Source organism: Burkholderia sp. YIM B11467, from assembly GCF_052952715.1.
The window spans coordinates 91,305-114,231 of the sequence record NZ_JBQVSQ010000002.1 but is presented as its reverse complement, the minus strand read 5'-3'; the positions used below and the strand labels follow the sequence as shown (position 1 = coordinate 114,231).

At 67.6% G+C, this 22,927-nt stretch carries 24 protein-coding genes and 1 pseudogene; 3 read left to right on the top strand and 22 right to left on the bottom strand.

The annotated features are described in order from the left end of the window. Nucleotides 1-3: 3 nt before the first annotated feature. Both hcp and ACTRWB_RS07715 read right to left on the bottom strand, forming a co-directional pair. Nucleotides 4-1,671 (bottom strand): hydroxylamine reductase, encoded by a 1,668-nt coding sequence (hcp, locus tag ACTRWB_RS07720; protein WP_446901480.1) that lies wholly within the window; start codon nt 1,669-1,671, stop codon nt 4-6. A 199-nt stretch (nt 1,672-1,870) separates the two neighbouring features. After that, the gene (locus ACTRWB_RS07715; protein WP_446901479.1) at nt 1,871-2,080 is read right to left on the bottom strand and encodes a DUF3079 domain-containing protein; all 210 of its coding nucleotides are present in this window, start codon (nt 2,078-2,080) and stop codon (nt 1,871-1,873) included. 180 nt (nt 2,081-2,260) lie between these two features. Here ACTRWB_RS07715 and ACTRWB_RS07710 point away from each other — a divergent pair, with 180 nt between their 5' ends. After that, complete coding sequence (locus ACTRWB_RS07710) at nt 2,261-3,187, top strand: ADP-ribosylglycohydrolase family protein (protein ID WP_446901478.1); 927 nt, start codon at nt 2,261-2,263, stop codon at nt 3,185-3,187. A 24-nt stretch (nt 3,188-3,211) separates the two neighbouring features. Here ACTRWB_RS07710 and ACTRWB_RS07705 read toward each other — a convergent pair whose 3' ends face one another. The 15 genes from ACTRWB_RS07705 to ACTRWB_RS07635 form a co-directional block, all read right to left on the bottom strand. Next, nucleotides 3,212-3,763: a GNAT family N-acetyltransferase gene (locus ACTRWB_RS07705; RefSeq protein ID WP_446901477.1), complete on the bottom strand. Its 552-nt coding sequence runs from the start codon at nt 3,761-3,763 to the stop codon at nt 3,212-3,214. A gap of 116 nt (nt 3,764-3,879) precedes the next feature. Next, entirely contained in the window at nt 3,880-5,280 is a 1,401-nt protein-coding gene (locus ACTRWB_RS07700; RefSeq protein ID WP_343493218.1) for an MFS transporter, read from the bottom strand. 30 nt (nt 5,281-5,310) lie between these two features. After that, on the bottom strand, nt 5,311-6,555 hold the full coding sequence (locus tag ACTRWB_RS07695) for an NAD(P)/FAD-dependent oxidoreductase (protein ID WP_446901476.1): 1,245 nt from the start codon (nt 6,553-6,555) through the stop codon (nt 5,311-5,313). Beyond that, the gene (locus ACTRWB_RS07690; protein WP_446901475.1) at nt 6,552-7,514 is read right to left on the bottom strand and encodes a VOC family protein; all 963 of its coding nucleotides are present in this window, start codon (nt 7,512-7,514) and stop codon (nt 6,552-6,554) included. Before ACTRWB_RS07690 ends, ACTRWB_RS07695 begins: the two co-directional genes overlap by 4 nt. 18 nt (nt 7,515-7,532) lie before the next feature. Further along, nucleotides 7,533-9,023 (bottom strand): aldehyde dehydrogenase, encoded by a 1,491-nt coding sequence (locus ACTRWB_RS07685; RefSeq protein WP_446901474.1) that lies wholly within the window; start codon nt 9,021-9,023, stop codon nt 7,533-7,535. Nucleotides 9,024-9,094: 71 nt separating this feature from the next. Continuing rightward, on the bottom strand, nt 9,095-9,910 hold the full coding sequence (locus tag ACTRWB_RS07680; RefSeq protein ID WP_419689665.1) for an aspartate dehydrogenase: 816 nt from the start codon (nt 9,908-9,910) through the stop codon (nt 9,095-9,097). Then, nucleotides 9,903-11,570 carry a thiamine pyrophosphate-binding protein gene (locus tag ACTRWB_RS07675; protein ID WP_446901473.1) on the bottom strand — a complete coding sequence of 556 codons (1,668 nt, stop codon included), beginning with the start codon at nt 11,568-11,570 and terminating at the stop codon, nt 9,903-9,905. The genes ACTRWB_RS07680 and ACTRWB_RS07675 overlap by 8 nt, the downstream gene beginning before the upstream one ends. Then, nucleotides 11,563-12,360, bottom strand: coding sequence for an SDR family oxidoreductase (locus ACTRWB_RS07670; protein ID WP_446901472.1), 798 nt, complete (start codon nt 12,358-12,360; stop codon nt 11,563-11,565). Before ACTRWB_RS07670 ends, ACTRWB_RS07675 begins: the two co-directional genes overlap by 8 nt. Further along, the gene (locus ACTRWB_RS07665; RefSeq protein ID WP_129515220.1) at nt 12,357-13,214 is read right to left on the bottom strand and encodes an IclR family transcriptional regulator; all 858 of its coding nucleotides are present in this window, start codon (nt 13,212-13,214) and stop codon (nt 12,357-12,359) included. The genes ACTRWB_RS07670 and ACTRWB_RS07665 overlap by 4 nt, the downstream gene beginning before the upstream one ends. Then, nucleotides 13,211-14,107 carry an alpha/beta fold hydrolase gene (locus ACTRWB_RS07660; RefSeq protein ID WP_446901471.1) on the bottom strand — a complete coding sequence of 299 codons (897 nt, stop codon included), beginning with the start codon at nt 14,105-14,107 and terminating at the stop codon, nt 13,211-13,213. The genes ACTRWB_RS07665 and ACTRWB_RS07660 overlap by 4 nt, the downstream gene beginning before the upstream one ends. An 18-nt stretch (nt 14,108-14,125) precedes the next feature. Then, on the bottom strand, nt 14,126-14,653 hold the full coding sequence (locus ACTRWB_RS07655) for a cupin domain-containing protein (protein WP_048247372.1): 528 nt from the start codon (nt 14,651-14,653) through the stop codon (nt 14,126-14,128). Nucleotides 14,654-14,682: 29 nt separating this feature from the next. Beyond that, a complete protein-coding gene (locus tag ACTRWB_RS07650) occupies nt 14,683-15,453 on the bottom strand; it encodes an SDR family oxidoreductase (RefSeq protein ID WP_446901470.1) in 771 nt (256 codons plus the stop codon). Then, entirely contained in the window at nt 15,446-16,516 is a 1,071-nt protein-coding gene (locus tag ACTRWB_RS07645) for an aromatic ring-hydroxylating dioxygenase subunit alpha (protein ID WP_129515224.1), read from the bottom strand. Before ACTRWB_RS07645 ends, ACTRWB_RS07650 begins: the two co-directional genes overlap by 8 nt. A gap of 54 nt (nt 16,517-16,570) precedes the next feature. Continuing rightward, nucleotides 16,571-16,882 (bottom strand): recombinase-like helix-turn-helix domain-containing protein, encoded by a 312-nt coding sequence (locus ACTRWB_RS07640; RefSeq protein WP_446901469.1) that lies wholly within the window; start codon nt 16,880-16,882, stop codon nt 16,571-16,573. Between the two features lies 1 nt (nt 16,883). Then, the gene (locus ACTRWB_RS07635; RefSeq protein WP_006489883.1) at nt 16,884-17,201 is read right to left on the bottom strand and encodes a non-heme iron oxygenase ferredoxin subunit; all 318 of its coding nucleotides are present in this window, start codon (nt 17,199-17,201) and stop codon (nt 16,884-16,886) included. Nucleotides 17,202-17,648: 447 nt separating this feature from the next. Here ACTRWB_RS07635 and ACTRWB_RS07630 point away from each other — a divergent pair, with 447 nt between their 5' ends. After that, nucleotides 17,649-18,728, top strand: coding sequence for a porin (locus ACTRWB_RS07630; protein WP_129515226.1), 1,080 nt, complete (start codon nt 17,649-17,651; stop codon nt 18,726-18,728). A 136-nt stretch (nt 18,729-18,864) separates the two neighbouring features. Beyond that, nucleotides 18,865-19,167 (top strand): DUF1330 domain-containing protein, encoded by a 303-nt coding sequence (locus ACTRWB_RS07625; protein WP_446901468.1) that lies wholly within the window; start codon nt 18,865-18,867, stop codon nt 19,165-19,167. Between the two features lie 37 nt (nt 19,168-19,204). Here the strand turns inward: ACTRWB_RS07625 and ACTRWB_RS07620 are convergent, their stop codons facing one another. The 5 genes and pseudogenes from ACTRWB_RS07620 to ACTRWB_RS07600 form a co-directional block, all read right to left on the bottom strand. Beyond that, on the bottom strand, nt 19,205-20,014 hold the full coding sequence (locus ACTRWB_RS07620; RefSeq protein WP_413463988.1) for an IclR family transcriptional regulator: 810 nt from the start codon (nt 20,012-20,014) through the stop codon (nt 19,205-19,207). Continuing rightward, a pseudogene (locus tag ACTRWB_RS07615) lies at nt 19,941-20,120 on the bottom strand (hypothetical protein); the annotation flags it as partial. The pseudogene ACTRWB_RS07615 and the gene ACTRWB_RS07620, both read right to left, overlap by 74 nt. Nucleotides 20,121-20,385: 265 nt before the next feature. After that, on the bottom strand, nt 20,386-20,865 hold the full coding sequence (gene tecA, locus ACTRWB_RS07610; protein WP_446901467.1) for a type 6 secretion system effector deamidase TecA: 480 nt from the start codon (nt 20,863-20,865) through the stop codon (nt 20,386-20,388). A 112-nt stretch (nt 20,866-20,977) separates the two neighbouring features. Next, complete coding sequence (locus ACTRWB_RS07605) at nt 20,978-21,460, bottom strand: YbaB/EbfC family DNA-binding protein (RefSeq protein WP_446901466.1); 483 nt, start codon at nt 21,458-21,460, stop codon at nt 20,978-20,980. A 50-nt stretch (nt 21,461-21,510) separates the two neighbouring features. Continuing rightward, nucleotides 21,511-22,926: a Do family serine endopeptidase gene (locus ACTRWB_RS07600; protein WP_446901465.1), complete on the bottom strand. Its 1,416-nt coding sequence runs from the start codon at nt 22,924-22,926 to the stop codon at nt 21,511-21,513. Nucleotide 22,927 lies beyond the last annotated feature (1 nt).

Genomic DNA, 22,927 nt, shown 5'->3' with positions numbered 1-22,927 from the left:
CGCTCACGCGGCCTTGCGCGCCAGCGACGCGGCAAGGTCGGCACCGGCGTCGCCGATCGGCTGGATGCCGAACTGCTCGACCAGCACCGCGAGCACGCCCGGCGTGACGAACGCCGGCAGCGTCGGCCCGAGACGGATGTTGCGCAGGCCGAGCGCGAGCAGCGTCAGCAGCACGGCCGCCGCCTTCTGCTCGAACCACGAGATCACGAGCGACAGCGGCAGGTCGTTCACGCCGCAATCGAACGCGTCCGCGAGCGCCGTTGCGATCCGGATCGCCGAATAGCTGTCGTTGCACTGCCCGACGTCGAGCAGCCGCGGAATGCCGCCGATATCGCCGAACGCGTGCCGGTTGAACCGGTACTTGTTGCAGCCGAGCGTCATCACGACCGTGTCGTCGGGCGCCTGCTCCGCGAACTCGGTGTAGTAGTTGCGGCCCGGCGCCGCGCCGTCGCAGCCGCCGATCAGGAAGAAATGGCGGATCTGCCCGGCCTTGACCGCGTCGATGACCTGGTCCGCGACGCCGAGCACCGCATGCCGGCCGAACCCGACCGTGATCGTCTCTTCCGGCGCCGTGGCCGGGAAACCGGGCAGCGCCTGCGCGGCGCGCATCAGCGTGGAGAAATCGTGATGCTCGAGATGGCGCACACCCGGCCAGCCGACCGGCCCCGTCGTGAAGATGCGCTGCCGGTATTGCGGCATCGGCTCGATGATGCAGTTGGACGTCATCAGGATCGGCCCGGGGAAATGCGCGAAGTCGCTCTGCTGGTCCTGCCACGCCCCGCCGTAGTTGCCGACCAGGTGCGGAAATGCGTTGAGCGTCGGGTACGCGTGGGCCGGCAACATTTCGCCGTGCGTGTACACGTGAATGCCCGTGCCGGCCGTCTGTTCGAGCAGCGCGTGCAGATCGCCGAGATCGTGGCCCGACACGAGGATCGCCTTGCCCGTCACCGGCGACACGCGCACGGCGGTCGGCTGCTGCGCGCCGAAACGGCCGGTGTTCGCGCTGTCGAGCAGTTCCATCACCGTCAGGTTCAACCGGCCGAGATCGAGCGCCTGTGTGAGCAGTGCGTTGACGTCGTCGGGCTCGCTCGCGAGAAACGCGAGCGCCGCCTCGATACCCTCGTAGATGTCGTCGCGCTCGTAACCGAGCACCCGCGCATGATGCGCGTATGCGCACACGCCCTTCAGCCCGTACAGCACCAGCGCGCGCAGGCCGACGATATCTGCGCCCACCTTGTCGAGGCCCGTGTCGATGCCGACGGTCGCGGCCTGTTCCAGCAGGCCGGCGAGATCGCCCGCCGGCTGCCACGTCGCCGGCCCCTGCGGCGCAGGAACGGCCGCTCCAGCCGCCCGTGCGTTGGCTTCGCACGCGGCCTTCACGCGGTCGCGCGTCTGCGCCGCGTCGCGCAGCAGCGCGACGAAGCGTGCCGCATGGAAATTCACGTTGGTCAGGGTCGTGAACATCGCGTACAGCACGAACCGGTCGGCATCGCGATCGGGCTCGCCCGCGGCGCGCGCGATCGCGCCGTATTGCGCGATGCCCTTCACCGCATGGACCAGCAGGTCCTGCAGATCGGCCGTCGTGGCATCCTTGCCGCAGTTGCCCTTCGCCGACGCGCAGCCGGGCCGCGCGCCAGTCCGGTCGGTCTGTTCGCATTGGTAGCAAAACACGGTGCTCTCCTTTCTCGATCATGGGGGCGCGGGTCGGCGCACACGACGGCGGAACGCGGGTTCCTTGCCGCCGGACGTCTCGCCCGCTTCAAGATGCGTTTCTTATGCATCTTTTTCATGATGTTTCGGCACGCCTTTCGCCACCGTGATGCAGATCAAGAAACGGGACGCTCGCGGGTGAGGCAACTTGTCGCTATCGCTACCCGCCGGGTTCGGACGCGTCGTCGGCCTCCGCGCCTTCGATGCCCCAGTCGCCGTATCGATACCAGTCGTCGCCGAGCAGTTCGCTCGGGTGCTGGGTGCGGCTGGAGCCGTTGCCGCAGCGCATCGCGTGTGTCGGGCAATAGTTGTCGCATCCCCAGCAGATCCTCTCCGGATGCATGGGATGCAGGGGAAATTTCTTGGCCATCGCGCGTCGTCTTCCCGGTGTGGTTTGATCCGCTACCGCTCGACTCTAGTTCACCGGCGCACGCGGGCCATGCGGCATTCATTCGCACTGGCCGCATCGCATCAGCTAGGCACGCCGATGCGATTGGTCTAGTCTGCACGGTATTCCGCGACGCGAGCCGCTCCACCCGGCCACCTTTCGATGACCGCCACTCCGAACCGACTTTCCCGCCTGCGCGGCGGCCTGCTTGGCCTGCTGATCGGCGACGCGCTGGGCGTGCCGTACGAATTCCACGACGCCGCATCGATCCCGCCGCCCGCCATGATCGACATGACGCCGCCGCCCGGCTTTGCACGCGCGCACGACGGCGTACCGCCCGGCACCTGGAGCGACGACGGCGCGCAGGCGCTCGCGCTGCTCGACGCGCTGTTGCACGACCGCGACCTGAATCTCGACACGTTGGCCGACAACCTGCAGGACTGGTTTCATCGCGGCGCATTCACGCCGGACGGCCGTGTGTTCGACGTCGGCCTGCAGACGCAGCGTGCGTTCCACGCGCTGGCGGCCGGCGCGGCACCGGCAACCGCCGGGCCTGATGACGAGCGCGACAACGGCAACGGCTCGCTGATGCGCTGCTTTCCCGTGGTCATGATTGCCGCGTCACGCGACGAAGCGATCGGGCTCGCACGCAAGCAGAGCGTCGTCACGCACGGCCACGTGCGCTCGCAGCTTTGCTGCGCGCTTTATAGCCTGACGGCGTTGGGGATCGTCGAGGGCCAGCCGGCGCCCGATGCGGTGCGCGCGGCTGAAGACGAACTGCTGGCGCGCTACGCAGGCACGGCCGACGAGATCGAGCTGAAGATCGTGCTCGACGGCCGCTTCGATGCGCCGCAAGGGTCCGGTTATGTGGTCGACAGCTTCTGGTCATCGATCCACTGCCTGCTGTCGACGGGCAGCTACGAAGACTGCGTGAAGCGCGCGATCGCGCTCGGCAACGACACGGATACGACGGCTGCGATCGCCGGCAGCCTCGCCGGTGCGCTGTATGGCGAGCAGGCGTTGCCGGATCGGTGGGTCGCGATACTGCGCGGGAAAGCAATGGTCGAGGGCTGGCTCGCGAGACTGTGAGCGACCGGCACCGGCCCCGCCGCGTCACCCGCGGCGATCGCTCGCGAGCAAACCGTACAGCGCGCTGTCCGACACTTCATCGCCGACAATCCAGCGTTCGCGCAGCAGCCCTTCCCGCGCGAAGCCCAGCCGTTCGAGCAGCCGCGCCGACGCCGCGTTGCGCGGATCGATATCGGCTTCGAGCCGGTTCAGCCGCAACGTGTCGAACGCATGATCGATCATGGCGGACGTCGCCTCGCGCATATATCCGCCGCTCCAGTACTTGCGCCGCAGGCTGAAGCCGATCTCGGCACGGCGGCATTGCTCGTTCGCATGGAACAGCACGCATTCGCCGAGCGTTTCGCCGGATTCCCGCAGTTCGAGCACGCAGATCAGATCCTGCCCGCTGGCGGACGTCGTCAGGTTGCGTCCAACGCGCTCCGTTGCCTGCTCGATATGCGTCATCGGCGAGAACGAGAAATAGCGCATCGCTTCGGCATCCGACCAGAGATCGAACAGTGCGTGCGCATCGGCTTCGCGAAGCGGACGCAGAAGAAGACGCGGCGTATCGAGCGTGACGGGTTCGAACATGGGCATGGCAGCGGCAGCGATCGGGAACATGGACGCTGGATTAGAACATGCCTAACGCCAAACGCAAAAAGGCCCGGACATCGTCCGGGCCATTTCATCTCATCCGCCGCTATCGGCTGCGCTTATGCCTCAAGCGCCTCGAGCACCTTCCCCTTCGTCTCGATCCCGACGAAGTGCACGGTCACTGCGGCGATCAGCGGCACGACGCCGATCAGGTAAAACGCCGGTGCGAGGTTCCCGCCGATGATCGCGTGCGGCACGACCATCGGCGCGACGAACGATGCGATCTTCAACCACGCGCTGCCGAGCCCGCAGCCCGACGCGCGGATGCTCGTCGGATACTGTTCCGGCGTATAGACGTACGCGGTAATGAACCCCGACGCCATCAACCCGAGCGACAGCGAACAGAAGATCGCGACGACATACACCGACGACGCGTGATAAATGCCCGCGAACGCCAGCGACAGCGCGCACAGCACGAACGACCACACGATCACCGGCTTGCGGCCGAGCTTGTCGACGAGCAGCGCCGACGCCAGCGAACCGAGCACGCCCATCACCGAGCCGATCACCGCGAGGTTCAGCGCGAGTTGCAGCGGCGCATGATAGAAGTTCTTGTAGATCGTCGGCAGCCACGTCGACAACCCGTACTGGATGAACCCGCAGGTCGCCCACAACGTCGCCACCGCGAGCGTGCGCTTGCGATACGCGGCGCTGAACAGGTCGCTCATCTTGCGCTTCGGATGCTGGCGCACCATCTCGTCGAACGCGGCCACCTGCGTGACCGGCGGCAGCTCGCCGCGCACCGACGCTTCGAACACGCTCGTTGCGCGCCCGGCTTCCGCGAGCCGCCCGCGCGATGCGAGCCAGCGCGGCGATTCCGGCACGAGACGCGTGAGCACGAGCGACAGGATCAGCGGCAGCCCGCCGACGAAGTACATGATTTCCCAGCCGAAGCGCGGCACGAGCCACGCGCCGAGCGCCATCGACACGAGCAGGCCGATCGGGAACACAATCTCGTACAGCAGCACGAAGCGGCCACGGCCATGCGCGCGCGTGATCTCGTTGATGTACGTCGCGGCGACCGGCAGCTCGCCGCCCAGCCCGAGCCCCTGCAGGATCCGCAGCAGCACGAAGATCTCGAAGGTCGGCGCGAAGCCGCATGCGATGCTCGTGATGCCGATCACGGCCGAGCTCCACGCGATCGCCTTCACGCGGCCATGCTTCTCGGCCAGCGCGGGAAACAGGAATGCGCCGATCAGCTGGCCGATCGCGCCGGACGCGATCAGCATGCCGATCTGCGTCGGCGACAGCCCCCATTTGTGAATCAGCAGCGGCAGCGTCGCCGCGATCGTGATCACGTCGAAGCCGTCGAAGAACGTCGCGGTGCCGATCAGCACGCGCGCGCGGATCTGCATCGCGTTGGCCGGAAGCCGCTCGAGCCGCGCGATGATCGCGCCGGGCGTGGAGGCGGCAGCTTCCATCGTGGCGCGACCGGCCACGACGTTGTCGAAAGTGCTCATGCGGGGTGTCTCCGTAGTCTCTCTGCCCGGTCAGGCAAGCGCTTTGGTCGTGTCTGCCAGGGCTTCCGTATCCACTGCCCGGCCCTGGTTCATCCACTTGCGCGCGAGCTTCAGCTCGCGTGCGTTGTTCACGGCGATGACACCTCTCACATGCCCGTCGCCAAGGAAAAACAGCGTCGCGCGGCGCGCGGCGAGTTCGCCGCGCACGACGAGCTGTGCATCGGCCGGCAGATCGCCCAGGATCTGCAGGTTCACGTCGTACTGATCGGACCAGAACCACGGAATCTCCGCGTACGGCGCGCGCACGCCGAGCACGGCTTTCGCGGCCGCGATCGCCTGGTTCTGCGCGTTGGCCCACGATTCGAGCCGCACGCGCCGCTTCAGCCAGCCGTTGTGATGGTTCGCGACGTCGCCGCACGCGAAGATCGCCGGGTCGCTGGTCGCGCCGAATTCATCGATGACGATGCCGTCGTCGACGGCCAGCCCCGCGTCGCTCGCGAGCGACGCATTCAGCGCGAGGCCGATGCCGGCCACCGCGAAATCGGCGTCGATCGTCGTGCCGTCAGCCAGCGTCGCACGCACCTTCGATGCGTCGCCCGGCTGCGCGTCGAGCGACGCGAGCGCCGCGCCGAGACGCACGTCGACGCCGTTCGAGCGATGCAGGTCAAGCAGGAAATCCGACACGATCTGCGGCACCGAGCGGCCGCACAGCCGCGGCGCGCCTTCCACCACGACCGCCTCGATGCCGAGCTTGCGCGCGGTCGCCGCGACTTCGAGACCGATCCAGCCGCCGCCGATCACGAGCACGCGTCGGCTGGCGCGCAGTTTCTCGCCAAGCGCGGCCGCTTCGTCGAGCGTGCGCAGGTAGTGCAGGTTCGGCGTCTTCACGATCGCGTCCGGCAGGCGGCGCGACGTGCCGCCGGTCGCGATCACGAGCCGGTCGTATGCGATCTCGCGGCCGCTGGCGGTGGTCACCACGCGGCGCGCGCGGTCGATCGATGCCGCGCGTTCCGGCTGCCACGCCTCGACGTTCAGCGCGTCGAATTCGTCGGGACGCACGACGCGCACGGTTTCGATATCGGCATCGCCGGCCAGCACGGCCTTCGACAGCGGCGGACGCTCGTACGGCAGGTGCGCCTCGTCGGCGATCATCACGAGGCGACCCGCGTAGCCTTCCGCGCGCAACGTCTTCAGCACCCAGCCGGCGGCCTGGCCGCCGCCGATCACGACGACCGTGCCGGGTGCGGGCTGCGCGGACGTGTTCGCTTCGGTCATGATTTGCGCTCCGTCATGAACTTGCCTTCCGGCGCCTTCGCGTTCTTCTGCCGGCGCGTGTTGCCGTCGAGGCCACCGTCGACGGCCCACTCGGCGAACACGGTCGGGCCCGGCTCGAATTCGCGCGGCTGCCATTCGGGCGTCAGGACGTCCTCATCCGCGTAGTACTCGATCAGGCCGCCGGCCGGATTCTGGAAATACCAGAAGTACGCGGACGACACGGGGTGACGGCCCGGGCCGAGTTGCGTCTCCCAGCCGCAGCGGTCGATATGCATGCCGCCGCCGAACACTTCATGGATATCGCGCACGGTGAACGCGACGTGGTTCAGGCCGCGTTTGCCGTTCGGCAACGCGAGCAGGAACAGGTCGTGGTGGCCGCCGTGCGGCGCGCAGCGCATGAATGCACCGCGGCCCGGGTAGCGGTCCGACGTCTCGAAACCGAGCAGCTCGTGATAGAACTTTTCCTGTGCGTCGAGGCAGTTCGTGAAGAACACGACATGCCCGACCTCGACCGGCTCCGCGCGTGCATAGATCGGGCTCGGCTCGTCGACGCGCAGCGTCTGGCCCCACACGTTCGATGGCGAGCCGGTGATGTCGAGCGTGCGCTTGCGCGTGACCTCGACACGGATCGCCATCCCGTTCGGGTCGGTGCAGCCGAGCGCATCCTTCCGTGCGTAAAAGCCGGGCTGGCCGGCGAACTTGCCGCGCAGCGCGTCGAGTTCCTGCTGCGTCGCGACGCCCCACGTGACTTCACGCACCGTCGGGCCCGCTTCGAACGCGGGCGGCAGCGCCGGATCGTCAGCCTTGACGACCAGCACGGTGCAGCCGTTCATCGTCTCGAAGCGTACTTGCGTGTCGTCGTGCTCGACTTCCTTCAGCCCCCAGTCGGCGAAAAAGCGCCGGCAGGTGGCGAGATCGTCGACACCGTACGTGATCTGCTCGATTCCCAGAATGCTCATTGCGTTTTTCCCCTTCGCTCAGTTCGCCCACGGCAGCGGCGCGTCGTTCAAGCCCCAGTAGAGGCTCTTCTGCTGCATGTACTCGCGGATGCCGAGACGCCCCTTCTCGCGGCCCATCCCGCTCTCCTTCCAGCCCGAGAACGGCGTGGAGATCGAGAACAGCTTGTATGTGTTGATCCAGACGGTGCCCGTCTCCAGCGCACGCGCGATGCGCCACGCACGCTTGTAGTCGCGCGTCCAGATGCCGGCGGCAAGGCCGAACACGCTGTCGTTCGCCTGCCGGATCAACGACGCTTCATCGTCGAACGGCATCGCGACGAGCACGGGCCCGAAGATTTCTTCCTGGCAGATGCGCGCGCTGTTCGGCAAGCCTTCGAGAATCGTCGGCTGATAGAAGAAGCCGTTCTCGCGCCCGTCGCCCGACGGCCGCTCGCCGCCGCACAACAACCGGCCGCCTTCTTCCAGGCCGAGTGCGACGTAACGTTCGACCGATTCGCGGTGCTTCGCGGTGATCAGCGGCCCCATCTGCGTATCGGGCCGCGTCGGGTCACCGACGCGCAGCTTGCGTGCGCCCGCAACCAGGCGCTGCATGAATTCGTCGTACACCGCGCGCTGCACGAACAGCCGCGAACCGGCGATGCACGCTTCGCCCGACGAGCTGAAGATGCCGTACAGCACGCCGTTGACCGCGTGATCGAGATCGGCGTCGTCGCACACGATCGTCGGCGACTTGCCGCCGAGTTCGAGCGACACGGGCATCAGCTTTTCCGCCGCGATGCGTGCGATGCCGCGGCCCACTTCGGTGCCGCCGGTAAACGACACCTTCTTCACGAGCGGATGACGCACGAGCACGTCGCCGATCACCGAACCCTTGCCGGGCAGCACGCTCAACACGCCCTTCGGCACGCCGGCTTCCTCGCAGATGCGCGCGAGCGCGAGCGACACGAGCGGCGTGACTTCGGCCGGCTTGAGCACTACCGCGTTGCCGCCCGCGAGCGCCGGCGCGAGCTTCTGCGCGTCGGACGCGATCGGCGAATTCCACGGCGTGATCGCCGCGATCACGCCGATCGGCTCGTACACGCTCATCGTCAGGTAGTCGCCGCGCGACGGCGTCAGCTCCTCGTCGAGCGTTTCGAGGCAGGCCGCGAAATAGCGGAACGTGTTCGCGGCGCTGGCCACCAGCACGCGGGTCTCGCCGATCGGCTTGCCGTTGTCGCGACGCTGCAGGTTCGCGAGCGCCTCGTGGCGCTGCATGACGAGATCCGCGATGCGGTACAGCACCTGTGCGCGCTGGTGCGGCTTCAGCCCGGCCCAGTCGGCGCGGCGCCATGCGGCATCGGCGGCCTCGACGGCTTCGGCCGCGTCTTCCGCGTTCGCGGTCGACACTTCCATGTTCAGCGACTGGTCGGCCGGATAGATGCTCGCGTAAGGCGCGCCACGGCCGCGCCGCCATTCGCCGCCGATCAGGATGTTGCCGTCGGGTACGAGGCTCGTATCGAAAGGAGTCATGTCACAAGTCCCACAAATCTGTCTCTGCACAGCCGCCCTCGCCGTGGCGCGGGCGGACGCTTGGTGGCCCGTCAGATCACGCAGCGAGCCGCGCGGTTGCGCAGCGCGCGGATCGCGCTGTACGCCGTCAGCGCGGACGTCTTCGGGTTGTCCGGCAGCGGCTTGCCGCTCATTTCGAGCGACATCTCGCCGAATGCGCCGCGCGCGGTAATGCGGTGCACGTTGCGCTCGACGGCCGGATCGGCGATCAGGCGCACGCGCGTCGCGTCGAGGCCGAGGCCCGCCAGCGCGACGGTCGCCGCGACGTTGGCGTTCTTCGGATACAACCGCGCGGCGTCGCGCGCGGTGCCTTCGAAGATCACCTTTTCCTCGGTCATCGCGCGCAGGTCGCACAATTCCTCGGCCGGCGTGCCGAGCCAGCCGAGCGGCGGCTTGCGGCCGACGTACAGCACTTCGTCGAGGCCGCCCTGCTGCGCGGAAGCCAGCGCATCGATGCCGCCGATCGCGCCGGACAGCAGCGTCACCGTCGCGTTGCCTTCGTCAGCCGCCCGCGACAGCACGTCGAGCAGCGCGAGATCGGACAGCGCGCCGATCGACGCGACCGCGCAGTCGGTGCCGGCCCTCAGCAGCGGCACGACGTGATCGACGAGCGCACTGTGGCCCGCGCATTCGAGCGCGAACTCGGGGCGACGGGCCAGTGCGTCGACCGACGACACGACCTCGACCGCACTGCCGAGCACGCCCTGCACCGCCGCGCGCTGGTGTTCCGGCACGATCACGTGCGCGATGCGCAGCGACGCATCGTGCTCGACCGCGTGGTACACGGCCGCGCCGATCGCACCGAAGCCGATCATCACGACGTCGACGGGTGCGTGCGCGTTACGCATACTGGCGCTCCGTGGGCGCTTCCTTCTTCACCGGCGGGCCTGCGAACTGCGATGCGAACGAGCCGACCGACAGCATGTCGACTTCGACCATCACCGGGCCTTCCTTCGCCATCCCTTCGCGCACGATCGCTTCGGCCTGGTCGAGCGACGTGATCCGGTAATGCGTGAGGCCGAAGCTCGCGCAGAACTGCGCGAAATCGGGCTGGTGCAATTGCACGAAGCAGCGGCGGCCGCCGTAGTGCGCGTCCTGGATGTTGCGGATCACGCCGTAGCACTGATCGTTCATCAGCACGATCATCACGTTCGCGTTTTCCTGCACGGCCGTCACGAGCTCGCCGACGTTGACCATCAGGCCGCCGTCGCCGACGAGGCAGACCGTCTTCGCCGCCGCGCCCGCCAGCGCCGCGCCGATGCCCATCTGAATCCCCTGGCCGATACCGCCGCCCAGCGCATGCACGCCCGCACGCGGCTCGAAGATCTGCAGCAGGCGGTTGCCCCACGTGCTGTTCGAGATCGTCACGTCGCGCACCCAGTTGTAGTCGCGGCCGACGGCGCCCTGCAGCGTATCGACGAGCTGCTTGTACGGCCCGAGGCCCTTCGCCACGTCGGTCACCGCCTGATCGCGCGCCGCCGCGAGATCGGCCGCGAACTGCGGATCGACCGACAGGCGGCCCTCGAGGCGGTCGGCCAGCTCGGCCAGCACGCGCTTCGAATCGCCGTGCACGAACAACTCGTTGCGATAACCGCGGTTGTCGGCAAGCGCGTCGGCATCGACGCGGAACAGCGGCTGCGGCAGCGCGAGCTTGTATTTCAGCGTCTCGTTGCCGCGCAGGCGCGAGCCGACGACGACGAGTGCGTCGCAGGTCTTGTAGAACGCTTCGACGGACGCGTGCACGTTGAACGCGCCGAGCGTCGCCGGGTGATCCTCGGGCAGCACGCCGCGGCCCTGCACGCTCGTCACGACGACGAAACCGAGCTTCACGAGGCGTTCGACTTCCTCGCGTGCGTGACGCGCGCCGCCGCCGAGCCACAGCAGCGGGCGGCGCTTGGCCGCGAGCGCATCGGCGAGCTTTGCGACGCGCGCTTCGTCGTGCTCGCGCACCGTGACGTGCGCCGGAGCAAGGTCTTCCGGCCATTCGATTTCGGCAGCCTGGATGTCGATCGGAATCTCGACCGACACGGGGCCGGTCGGCGCGGTCTGCGCGATGCGCACGGCTTCGCGGATCGTCGGCAGCACGGTTTCGACCGTACGCACGCGGAACGCGGCCTTCGAGATCGCGTCCAGCATCGTCAGCTGGTCGGGCGCTTCGTGGATGTACGCGAGATCCTGGTCGAGGTACGGCGTCTCGATCTGCCCCGTGATGTGCAGCATCGCGGTGCCGGCCGTCAGTGCCTCGACCATCGCGCCGGCCGCGTTGCCCGCCGCCGTGCCCGTGCTCGTGAATGCGACGCCGAGGCCGCCCGACACGCGGGCCAGGCCGTCGGCCATGTTCACCGCGCCGGCTTCGCCGCGCGCGCCGACATAGCGAATGTTGCCGCGCGAGTTGATCGCGTCGAGGATCGGCATGTTGTGGATCGAGATGACACCGAATGCGGTTTTCACGCCGCACTGCTCGAGAAAGGCGGCAATCAGCTCGCCAACCGTGGTTTTTTCAGACATGGCGTGCAAAGCCTCCAGAAACGTCGATATGGCTGCCCGTCGTGTAGGACGACAGATGCGTTGCGAGATAAAAAAGTGCCCAGGCGGCCTCGTCGGGCTTGCCGAAGCGATTCAACGGAATGTTCTTCTTGCGGGCGAGCGCGCCCGTCCACGCTTCCCAGCTTTCGCCGGGCTGCGCCTGCGTTTCGTAACGGCGGCGCCACTGGCCCGACTCGACGATGCCGATCAGGATCGAGTTCACGCGGATGCGCTGCGGCGCCAGTTCGGTCGCGAGCGACTTCACGAGGCTCAGCACGCCCGCGCGCGCCGACGACGTCGCGACCATGTGCGGCTCGGGCTGCAGCGCGAGCAGCGAATTCACGCACGTGATCGTCGGTGCCTGCGCGCCGCGCAGCAGCGGCAGGAACGCGCGCGTCGGGCGGATGATGCTGAAGTACTTCAGCTCGAGCTCTTCGCGCCATGCGTCGTCGGTCGTGTCGGCGAAGGTCGACACGCGACCCTGGCCTGCGTTGTTGACCAGCATGTCGGCACGGCCGAAGCGGGCGGACACTGCCTGCGCGAACGCGGCCACGTCGGCTTCGTCGAGCACGTTGCAGCGCTCGGCGAGCAGTTGCGCGTCGGAGTATTTTTCGCCGAGCGTTGCTTCGGCACGCGCAAGGCGGTCGCTGTCGCGGCCGCAGATCGCGACCGATGCGCCGGCCTGCAGGAACCGTTCGGCAGTCGCGAGGCCGATGCCGGACGAACCGCCCGTCACCACCGCAACCTGCCCGGTCAGATCGATCTGAATCATCGCAGTCCTAAAGCCTTCAGAAACGTGTGCTCGTCATCCGAGCGGTAATTGAGCCGCCGCGACAGTTCCGCCGCCGCGCGCTGCACCTTGTCGATCAACCCGTCGGCGATCAGCGCCGCGTCGATCTCCGGCCGCGGCACCGTCACCGTGATGCACGCGATGATCTTCTGCGTCTCGTTGCGTACCGGCGCCGTGACCACCGAGATGCCGCGCTCGAACGACGAATTGCTGACGCCGTAGCCGCGCAGCGCATCCTCGCGGATCACTTCGTACAGCGCGTCGACCGTCTCCGGCGTCGCGCTCGTCATCCGGTTCAGCGCGCGCTCCGGATACAGCGCGTGCAGTTCCTTCAGCGACAGGTCGCCCATCAGCACGTGGCCGTGCGTCGTCGCATACGCGGGCAAGCGCGTGCCGACGTTCACGCGGATCGAGCTGAACACCGGCGACTGGCTCTGCGCCTTCGCGACGAACACCACGTCGCGGCCGTCGCGGATCACGATGTGCGTCGTGAAGCCGGTCGCATCGCGCAGGCTTTCGATCACGGGCAGGCCGAGATCGGTCAGCTCCAGCGAGCTCAGGTATTCGAAGCCGAGCCGCAGCACGGCGATGCCGAGCTTGTAGTTGCGATCCTTGTCCGCGCGCTCGAGGAAACCGAGCGATTCGAGCGTCTGCAGCAGACGGAATACCGTCGTGCGCGGAATGCCGAGCCGCTTCGACAACTCGGGCGCGCCGAGCACGGGCTCGCGCGGCGAGAATTCGGCGAGAATCCGCAGCCCGCGTTCGAGGCCCGGCACCACGTAGCTGGCTTCCGCCTTCGCGTTCTCGGATTCGTGTTGTTGCAGCGGTTCGCTCATACCAGCCCTCGCTGCGTATCGCACTGACGGCAGAACGTGCCGATCAGTGCGGAATAAACGGCCGGCGCTTCCACGTAACCGGCGTGTCCTGCTTGCGGAATCACCTGCAGCCCGACCTGCGCGGCCGCAGCGATCCGCTCGCAGGCGGCGGGCGGCGTGATCGCGTCGTTCGCGCCGACGGCCACGGCCGTGCGGCCGCGAAAACCGGCGAGATCGGTCGCGAGATCGGCGTTCGCGAGCAGATGCGTGGCCTGCGCGTAGCCGGCCGGCACGATGCGCGCCATGTTCCAGCGCACCCACGCACGCGCATCCTCGCTCGCGAAACCCGACAGCATGTTGCCGCTGCGCTGCTCGGCGAGCCCTTCCGGGCCGAGTTCCGCGAGCATCGCGAGCCGCGCGTCGCGGCGCGATTCGCGCGTTTCGGCCGGGGCGCTGCCGTAGCCGCCCGCGGGCGAGACCAGCAGCAGGCCGGCGATCCGCGCGGGCATCGCACGGGCGAGACCGCCCGCGATGATCGCGCCGAGCGAATGACCGACCAGCACGCAGTGTTCGATGCCGAGTGCCTCGAGCCACGCGTTCAGCGACGCCGCGTAATCGGCGGCGGCCGGCGACGCGCCATGCACGGGCGTCGACACGCCGTAGCCGGGCGCATCCCACGCGAGCACGCGCCGCGATGCGCCGAGCGCGTCGAGCTGGCGTACCCACGATGCGGCGCCCGAGCCGATCCCGTGCAGCAGCACGACCGGAAGCGCGCGGCCCGCATGCTGCGCGCCGGCCTCGCGATAACCGATCGTGCCCGCCGCGCCGGCCGCGCAACGCTGCTCGGGAAACTGCCCGAGCAGCGCGGCGAACGCCGCGGTGCGGTCGCGTTCACGTTTGTCGATGACACTCATTGCTTCACCCGCCCCGGCTCAACGCTTGATCTTCGCCAGCGGCGAATCGGGCGGATAGGTCGGCGTGATCGGCTTCGACGAACCGAGCATCACGCACATCAGCGCGTCTTCCTCGCCGATGTTGATTTCCGTGCGATACACGCCCGGCGGCACCGAGATCAGGTCGCGCTCGCCGAGGATCGCTTCCCACGTCTGCCCGTCGCGCTCGCAGATCACCTTCATCTTGCCGCGCAGCACGAAGAAGATTTCCTCGACGTCGATGTGGATGTGGCTCGGGCCGATGTTGCCGGCCGGGATGACCATCGTCGAGAACGTGAAGTTGCCGGCCGGCACCGTGTTGACGTCCTTCGCGACGCCCGTGCCGCCCGTGCCGACATAACGCATCTGCGCGCGGCGGTACTTCGGGTCGTAGTCGGCCTGGAACTTCAGCGCGTCCCAGTCGTAGCGCCGCGTCGCATAACGCGCCACGCGCCCTTCCATCCAGTCTTCAAAGCTTGCGCCTTCCGGCTGGTCCCACGACTTGCGATCGAGATCGGCGTCCGCCATCGTCCTCTCCTTCATTCAGAGTGAAAACATCAATTCATTACGAAGCCGCCGTTCACCGGCAGCAGTTGGCCCGTCACGAAGCGCGCGCCGTCCGACAGCAGGAACAGCACGGGGCCCGTCACGTCGTCCGGCACCTGCGCGCGTGTCAGCGCGCGGCCCTGCATGTAGAACGCATGGCGCTCGGCCGGCACGTAGGCGGTTGCCTCGACTTCGGTCAGCCCCGGCGCGATCGCGTTGACCGTCACGCCGTGCACGCCGAACTCGCGTGCCTGCGCATGCGTCATCGCGATCACCGCGCCCTTGCTCGCGACGTACGCGAGCAGCCTCGGCGCGCCCCACAACGCGGTGTCCGATGCGAGGTTCACGATCGCGCCGCGACCCGACTGCGCGAGGTGCGGCAGCGCTGCATTGCTGACGAGCCACACGCCGCGCACGTTCACGTTCATCACGGCGTCCCAGGTCGACACGTCCAGCTCCGTCGACAGCTTGCCGCCCGAGTTCGTGATTGCCGCGTTGTTGATCAGCGCGTCGATGCCGCCCAGCGCCGCCGCGCCCTGCGCGACGAAGGCGTCGACGCTCGCCGGATCGGCCAGGTCGAGCGCGAAGAAAAACGCGGCATGACCGGCTTGCGTAAGCTCCTCGGCAAGCGCGCGGCCTTCGTCGACCAGCACGTCGCCGAACGCGACCTGCGCACCCGCCGCGACGAGCGCCTTCACGAACGCCGCACCAAGACCGCGCGCGCCGCCCGTGACGAGCACGCGGCGCCCCGCGAGCGACACGACCGGAGCGCGCTCAGCCATTCGCGGGCTCCGAAGCGGCCTGCGCCGCGCGATGCGCGTCGAGCGCGGACAGATGTTCCTGCGCGCGTTGGCGCAGCATCCGGCGCACCCGCGTGACGCCGATGTCGTGCTGGTACAGGTATTCGTGATCGCGTGCCTGCGGCGCGAGGCTTTCGAGGACGTAGCGGTCCTGTTCGAGCACGTCCCAGTGCAAGCCTTCGAGGCGGTTGCGGTACATGAAGCGCCACACGTCGCGCTGCCAGCCGTCGACCTTGCGCGTGCGCCAGAAGTAGACCTGGCAGTTGTCGCCGTCGACCGGCGTCGCGAAGCCGATGATCCCGAAGTTGCCGCCCGGGCCGAACTTCTGCTTGTACGGAATCGCGAGGCGCATCCACAGGCAGCCCGTTTCGCCGAGTTCGACCCAGTCGAAATTCACGTCGCGCTGGCCGATCTTCTCGAACATCAGGCCCGTTTCCGTCTTGCGCACGCGCATGTCGGCCTGCTTGTCGCCTTCGGCCATCGAGTGCGACGTCGCATGCAGGTACGCGCCGTGCATCGGGTCCATCACGTTGTCGATCGCGTACTGGTAATTGCACTTCCAGTTCGACACGCACAGGAAGTGCGCGTATTCGTCGGCGACCAGTTCCTCGGGCAGGTTCAGCGGCGCCGGCTCGCCGTGCGCTTCATCGCCGAACCACAGGAAGATCGCGCCGGCCTTCTCTTCGACCGGATACGACTTCACGCACTTCGTGCCTTCGAGCGGACAGTTCGACACGGCCGGAACGCGATTGACCGTGCCGCCGCCGTCGACTTCGATGCCGTGATACCAGCAGGCGATGTTGCCGCCGAGGTTCCAGCCGAGCGACAGGCGCGCGCCGCGGTGCGGGCAGCGATCTTCCAGCGCGTGGACCTTGCCCTCGTGATCGCGCCACAGCACGATCTGCTCGGACAGGCGCGTGAGGCCGACGGGCGCGTTCGACACCTGCCAGCTCGGCGCGACGGGATACCAGTAGTTCTTGATGCCGCGGTCGAGATAGTCACGGACCGGGTCGTGTTGGACTGCATGTTGTACGGGGGACGTCATCAGTGTGCTCCGGATGCGGTTGTCGTCGGGTCGGCGGTCACGCGCTCGGCGCGGTCATTCCGCGAGCGAGGCCAGTTCGGCGCGGAAGCGCTCGGGGGTCCACGTCTTGCCGTCCGGCGCGCGGAAACCGATGCGGTTCAGGCCCGCGACGACATCGTCCAGCTCGGTCGCGCCGGCTTCGAACACGCGTTCGAGCGCATCGCCGAAGTCGTTCTCGTACTGGGTCGGCTCGGCCTTGCGGTTCTGCCAGATCCGGTTCTCGACCTGACCGGGGATCTCGATCTGCCCCTTGCCCGCGACGTTGTTCGGCTGCGGCGCCACCCACGGCTTCAGGAAGGGATTGAAGTTGACGGTCGCTTCTTTCATGTCATTCCACCTTGATCTGGATTTCCTCGCCGGCGAGGCGCACCGCGTACTGCTTCAGCGCGCGTCCGCCCGGACCCTTCAGGCATTCGCCCGTCTTGATGTCGAACACGGCCTCGTGCAGCGGGCATTCGACCGTGCCTTCGTCGACGAACCCCTGCGTGAGCAGCGCGTACGCATGCGGGCACACGTTCTCGAGCGCATACACGTCGTCGCCGACGCGGTAGATCCCGATTTCGACGCCGTCGGTCCGTTTGAACTCGATCGGCGTGTCTTCCGACAGCGCGCCGGCGTGTCCGGCGCAAATCCATTGTTCAGACATCTCACACCCTTCCTTCTGATCGACTCTCGGTTTGCTTCTCTTTTGTTCCATATTAGGAACGTCAGTTTATGGATGGTGATTATAGGAGCGACTTTCCACGAGTAAAACAAAAAGCTGCATGCCCTAGGGAAAACACCGACCGCCGGGTCGATCATTGCTTCCGCCTACCCCATCAAATGTAAATTTTTGTTGTGTGGCGGGGAGTTATGCCCTTTTTGTGGGCGTCTCGCACCGGTGTCGGGCGGCGTCCGGGAACCCATCCGTCCCGAAAAATTTATTTTTGATCACGCGCATGACGCCTCTATACTCCATTCCATCAGAGGCACACTGTTCCTTATATGGAACATACAAAATGCCCACCCGGCGGTGGAACACGCGCGACGGCCGGCCGTCACCGCGCATGCCGCCACGGCACGTTTTCATCAGGTTGGAGAGTCAGGAGATCAAATGGTCAAGCATGCGGTAGCAGCAGCAGTCATCGGATTGGGCGCCGTGTCCGGCGCGTGGGCGCAGAGCAGCGTGGTGCTGTACGGCAGCCTGGACGCAGGCGTCGCGTACGTGAACAACGTCGGCGGCCACGCGAAGTGGGCGATGATCCAGGGCAACACGCAGCCCGATCGCTGGGGCCTGAAGGGCAAGGAAGACCTCGGCGACGGCCTGTCGGCGATCTTCCAGCTCGAAAACGGCTTCTATACGAACAACGGCCAGTTCGCGACCGCGAACACGATCTGGAACCGCGCGGCGTTCGTCGGCCTCAGTTCGGAGCGCTACGGCACGCTGACGCTCGGCCGCCAGACGCCGCTGTCGTTCGACTATCTGGATCCGCTCAGCACGGCCTACCTCGCGATGAGCTGGTACGCGTTCCACCCCGGCAACATCGACGGGCTCGCCGCGACCGGCAACGTGCCGTACAACAACTCGGTCAAATACCGCTCGCCGACCTACGCGGGCTTCTCGGCCGCGGCGACGATGGCGCTCGGCAACACGACGAACTTCTCGACCGGCAAGTCGGTCGGTGTCGCGCTGAACTATGCGAACGGGCCGTTCAAGGCGTCGGCCGTGTATTCGAACGAGCACGACCGCTCGATCCTGATCAGCCAGACCGGCATCGCTTCGTTCCAGGGGCAGAACACCGCGAACGGCTACATCGCGAACAAGGTCGAGAACATCGGCGCGGGCGCGTCCTACCAGTTCGGCGACTTCCTCGTGCACGGCCTCTACACGCGCACGAAGATGCAGTCGAACGGCTTTTCGGACACGTTCCAGAGCTACGACGCGGGCGTGAACTACCGCAGCAGCGCGTTCAACACGATCGCGGGCGGCGCGGCGACCACGACGCTGGCCGGCCGCCGCTGGACGCAGGTCGAGCTCGGCGACATCTATGCGCTGTCGAAGCGCACGCAGCTTTATGCAAACGTGTTGGTCGAACACGGCTCGGGCGGCGCGCAGGCGGCGCTCTTCACGGCCGGTGTGTCGAGCACCGCGAACCAGGTGATCGTGCTGACCGGGATTCACCACTCGTTCTGAGCAGGTTCACGCATCGGGCGTTCGGCGCCCGAAACGAAACAAGAGCGGCCCGCGGGCCGCTCTTGTCTTTGGCGAGGCCGTCCGCGTCGCGCCGGCAACGGGTAGCATCGGCGAATTCCGATGAACGGAGACGACCGTGGCCGTCTACTTGCTGGCGCAACTTCGCTTCATGCAGCGCGACGCATACGACCGGTATCAGGCGCGCTTCATGGATGTATTTCGCAGGTTCGACGGCCGCCTGCTCGCGGCCGACGACGCGCCGGTGACGCTCGACGGGGAATGGGACCGGAACAAGGTGGTGCTGATGTCGTTTCCCGACGAAGCAGCAGCGCGCCGGTTCATCGAGTCGCCGGATTACCAGGCGATTTCCGTGGATCGCCACGCGGGCGCGGACACGCTCGCGCTGCTCGTGCACGGCCTGCCCGCACCGGGCGCGTGAGCACGACGGCGGCCCGGCCGGCCGCGCGTCGGCGCGATCAGAACATCGCGACCTTGTGGCGTGCGTGCGCGAAGGTCGGATCGCTTTCGAGCGGACGATAGTTGAGCCGCTGCGACAGGTCGACCGCCGCACCGCACACGGCTTCGACGAGCCGCTCCTTCTCGCCGGCCTCGCCGATCTCCGAGCGCGGCACCGTCGCGGTGATCGCCGCGACGATCGAGCCCGAATGATCGCGCACCGGCGCCGTGACAGCCGAAATGCCGCTCTCGAATGCCGCCTCGCTGACCGCGTAGCCGAGCCGCGCGTACTGACGCACGCGTTCGTACAGTTCGTCGACGGTGCCCGGCGTGCGCTCGGTGAACTGTTCGAGCCGCTTCTCCGGATAGAGCTGACGCAGTGCGTCGCGCGTCAGGTCGCCCATCAGCACATGGCCATGCACGGTCGCGTGCGCGGGCAAGCGCGTGCCGACATGCACCTTCACCGAGCCGAACATCGATGCGTTGCTCTGTGCCTTCGCGACGAACACGACGTCGCGCTGGTCGCGGATCAGCAGGTGCGTCGAGAAGCCCGTGGAATCACGCAGCCGTTCGAGCACGGGTGCGCCGAGATCGGTGAGTTCGAGCGAGTTCAGGTATTCGAAGCCGAGCCGCAGCACGCCGACGCCGAGCCGGAAATAGCGGTCGCCGTTCACGCGCTCGAGAAAGCCGAGCGCCTCGAGCGTCTGCAGCAGACGGAACGTGGTCGTGCGCGGGATGCCGATGCGCTTGGACAATTCGGGCGCGCCGAGCACGGGCTCGCGCGCGGAGAATTCGGCGAGAATCCGCAGCCCGCGTTCGAGCCCCGGCACCAGATAGGACGACGCGCCGCCGGACGATTCGTCGTCGCCGGGCGACGCAGATTCGGGAGCGCCGCTCATCGTTGTCTTGACCATGTGGACATGGACGGAAGGAAATCAGTCACGAAACAGGCCATGGATCATCGTGGATATTCAGTCATGCTACCTCAGCGCGCACGCAGGCTCGTACCCGCGCGCATCGCCGCGACGCAGCATGCGCATCCGCGACCCCATGAAGAGTCATTCACGGTCGAGAGGATAGCAGCGATGGACAGCGCGACGCCATGCGGAAATCGCCGAACGGCGGGAAACCGCCGCCCGGTCCGTGCGCGCCGCGAGCGGCCGAAGGACGGCGGCCGGCGCGGTATTCGATGCCGGGTTGCCTACAGGCGCGACAGATGAACCCGGATGTTCGCGCGGTCGTACGTGAAGCCGCCGGCCGCATCCGGCGCGAGTTCCCGTGCAAGATCGACCGCATACAGCCATCCGCTGCCCAGACGGCCACCGTTTACCGCCCGGATCCGGCTGCCGCCGACCGCGATCGCCGCATGAAAGACATTGCCGTTCCGGGAGAAGCCGACCGCGGTTCCCGCCGGAATGCTGGCGCGCCCGTCCCACTGATCGCCGGCCTCGAAGTTGAAACGCGTCTTCCAGAGCTGGCCGACCGTGTCGAGCAGCGCACCGGGCGCGATCATCGCGTCGCCGCGCAGCAGGTACCTGACATAGGCCGCGGCGTCGTAACAAACGCCGGCGGACACGTACTCGTTGATGTTGGCCATGCCGAACATCAGCGCTTGCGCATGTTTCTGCCGTTCTGGGAAACCGGATTGGGCGACATGTCCGCCTAACTGGGTCAGTTGCATGGGTAGCTCCTTTTGACGAAAAGGGTCGTCAGCGTCCTGCCAACGCAATAACCTCATATCTTATTACGATATCCACCGACATCGGCCAGGCTTCAGCTTCCGCCTCCGAGCGTCACGGCGTGTGTACCGCCGACGCCGGTGCGGCGGCGGCCGCCGCGTCAGGATTCGGCGCGAGCCGCAGGCGCACGCGCAGCGGCTGCAGCATGTCGGGCGGCGGCGGCTCCGCGAGCGGGCCGGCCGTGAGCAGTTGCCGCAGCGTCGCGTCCGCGTCGGCGTCGCCGAGCGACGCGAATTCGACGCGCGTGACGGCGCCGTTCGCGCCGATCCACGCGCGCACGACGATCGCGGGCGGCGGCGCATCGGCGCTCGCATTCAGCACGCGCGTCTCGAGATAACGATGCAGCCGGTCGGCCGCATCGCCGTCCGCTTCGAGCCAAGCCTGGAACTGCTGGCCGGCGAGCTGGCCATAACGGATCCACGTCTGCGGCACGTCGGCCGTCTGCGCGACGGCCGGCGTGGCCCCCACGACCAGCGCATATCCGACGGCGATCGCCCGCAGCCACCCGGACGCACCCCACTTCTGCAATCGCTTCATCCCGCCTCCCGTTTCGACGATTCGCTCACGTGCCGCGTTGCCGCGCCCGTTCAACCGATTTCGATCGGCACATACAGCCGCGTACCGCCACGCTGGACGAGCAGCGCGACGTTGCCGTGCGCGGCGTCGATCTCGGTCATCAGCGCGCCGATGCTCGCGACCGGCGTACCGTTGACCGACAGCACGACGTCGCCGGGCTGCAAACCCGCGCGGGCGGCCTGGCCGCTCGCCTGCTCGACGACGAGCGCCTGGCCGACGCCGAGCCGCTGGCGTTCCTGCTCGGTCGCCGCACGCAGCGCGAGCCCGAACCGCGCGGGCCCTTGCTCACCGCCGGCCGATGCCGTGCCGCTGTCGAACGCGCCGACCGTCGCGATCACGTGCATCGCCCGCCCCGCGCGCCACACGAGCAGGTCGGCCTGCCGCCCGGCACGCATGCTCGCGACCGTGCCGAGCAGGTCGGCCGATTCGGCGACCGGCTTGCCGTCGACCGCGAGCACGACGTCGCCCGCCTGCAGGCCCGCGTGAGCGGCCGGGCCGTCCGCTTCAACCATCGTGATCAGCGCGCCGTCCGGGCTCGCGAGGCCGAACGAACGCGCGAGCGCCTGGCTCACTTCCTGCACGGCCACGCCGAGCCGGCCGCGCGTGACCTTGCCGGTCCGCAGCAACTGGTCCTTCACGTCGAGCGCGATGTCGATCGGAATCGCGAACGCGAGCCCCTGATAACCGCCCGTCTTCGAGAAGATCATCGAGTTGATCGCGATCACGCGGCCGCCGAGGTCGAACAGCGGGCCGCCCGAATTGCCGGGGTTGATCGGCACGTCGGTCTGGATGAACGGAATCGCGCGCTCGCCGGGCAACGAACGCGATTTCGCGCTGACGATGCCTTGCGTGACCGTGTTCGCGAACCCGTACGGCGAACCGATCGCCATCACCCAGTCGCCGACTTCGGCGCGCGCGGGGTCGCCGGTCGCGACAACCGGCAGGTTGTGCGCGTCGATGCGGATCACCGCGACGTCGGACACGGGATCGCTGCCGATCACGCGCCCCTTGAACTGCCGCTTGTCGGTCAGCTTCACGTCGATGGTGGTCGCATCGCCGACCACGTGCCGGTTGGTCAGGATCACGCCGTCCGCGCTGACGATGAAGCCGGAGCCGAGACTCACTTCCTCGCGGTTGCCGATCACGCGCCGCGCGAGAAACGGTGCGAGCGGGTGATCGGGCGCGATGCCGGGCGGCAACTGGATGCCCATCTGCGTGACTTCGCGCGTGACGCTGATGTTGACGACGGCCGGGCCGACGCGCCGGACCAGCGCGGCGAAGTTCGGCAGCGCGACGGTCGGCGGGCTTGCGTTCGCCTGCGCGGGCCGCTCGGCGGCCAGTGCCGTCGCACACGCGCAGGCGAACGCGAGCCCGCCCGCGATCGCCCGCAGCACGCTCGTCCGGCCCGTATGCTTGCCCGCTTTCATG

What these genes read in the sequence shown, in the direction of transcription:
- ACTRWB_RS07715 (WP_446901479.1), bottom strand. Translation starts at nt 2,080, where the DNA reads ATGGCCAAGAAATTTCCCCTGCATCCCATGCATCCGGAGAGGATCTGC.
- ACTRWB_RS07710 (WP_446901478.1), top strand. Translation starts at nt 2,261, where the DNA reads ATGACCGCCACTCCGAACCGACTTTCCCGCCTGCGCGGCGGCCTGCTT.
- ACTRWB_RS07705 (WP_446901477.1), bottom strand. Translation starts at nt 3,763, where the DNA reads ATGCCCATGTTCGAACCCGTCACGCTCGATACGCCGCGTCTTCTTCTG.
- ACTRWB_RS07700 (WP_343493218.1), bottom strand. Translation starts at nt 5,280, where the DNA reads ATGAGCACTTTCGACAACGTCGTGGCCGGTCGCGCCACGATGGAAGCT.
- ACTRWB_RS07695 (WP_446901476.1), bottom strand. Translation starts at nt 6,555, where the DNA reads ATGACCGAAGCGAACACGTCCGCGCAGCCCGCACCCGGCACGGTCGTC.
- ACTRWB_RS07690 (WP_446901475.1), bottom strand. Translation starts at nt 7,514, where the DNA reads ATGAGCATTCTGGGAATCGAGCAGATCACGTACGGTGTCGACGATCTC.
- ACTRWB_RS07685 (WP_446901474.1), bottom strand. Translation starts at nt 9,023, where the DNA reads ATGACTCCTTTCGATACGAGCCTCGTACCCGACGGCAACATCCTGATC.
- ACTRWB_RS07680 (WP_419689665.1), bottom strand. Translation starts at nt 9,910, where the DNA reads ATGCGTAACGCGCACGCACCCGTCGACGTCGTGATGATCGGCTTCGGT.
- ACTRWB_RS07675 (WP_446901473.1), bottom strand. Translation starts at nt 11,570, where the DNA reads ATGTCTGAAAAAACCACGGTTGGCGAGCTGATTGCCGCCTTTCTCGAG.
- ACTRWB_RS07670 (WP_446901472.1), bottom strand. Translation starts at nt 12,360, where the DNA reads ATGATTCAGATCGATCTGACCGGGCAGGTTGCGGTGGTGACGGGCGGT.
- ACTRWB_RS07665 (WP_129515220.1), bottom strand. Translation starts at nt 13,214, where the DNA reads ATGAGCGAACCGCTGCAACAACACGAATCCGAGAACGCGAAGGCGGAA.
- ACTRWB_RS07660 (WP_446901471.1), bottom strand. Translation starts at nt 14,107, where the DNA reads ATGAGTGTCATCGACAAACGTGAACGCGACCGCACCGCGGCGTTCGCC.
- ACTRWB_RS07655 (WP_048247372.1), bottom strand. Translation starts at nt 14,653, where the DNA reads ATGGCGGACGCCGATCTCGATCGCAAGTCGTGGGACCAGCCGGAAGGC.
- ACTRWB_RS07650 (WP_446901470.1), bottom strand. Translation starts at nt 15,453, where the DNA reads ATGGCTGAGCGCGCTCCGGTCGTGTCGCTCGCGGGGCGCCGCGTGCTC.
- ACTRWB_RS07645 (WP_129515224.1), bottom strand. Translation starts at nt 16,516, where the DNA reads ATGACGTCCCCCGTACAACATGCAGTCCAACACGACCCGGTCCGTGAC.
- ACTRWB_RS07640 (WP_446901469.1), bottom strand. Translation starts at nt 16,882, where the DNA reads ATGAAAGAAGCGACCGTCAACTTCAATCCCTTCCTGAAGCCGTGGGTG.
- ACTRWB_RS07635 (WP_006489883.1), bottom strand. Translation starts at nt 17,201, where the DNA reads ATGTCTGAACAATGGATTTGCGCCGGACACGCCGGCGCGCTGTCGGAA.
- ACTRWB_RS07630 (WP_129515226.1), top strand. Translation starts at nt 17,649, where the DNA reads ATGGTCAAGCATGCGGTAGCAGCAGCAGTCATCGGATTGGGCGCCGTG.
- tecA (WP_446901467.1), bottom strand. Translation starts at nt 20,865, where the DNA reads ATGCAACTGACCCAGTTAGGCGGACATGTCGCCCAATCCGGTTTCCCA.
- ACTRWB_RS07605 (WP_446901466.1), bottom strand. Translation starts at nt 21,460, where the DNA reads ATGAAGCGATTGCAGAAGTGGGGTGCGTCCGGGTGGCTGCGGGCGATC.
- ACTRWB_RS07600 (WP_446901465.1), bottom strand. Translation starts at nt 22,926, where the DNA reads ATGAAAGCGGGCAAGCATACGGGCCGGACGAGCGTGCTGCGGGCGATC.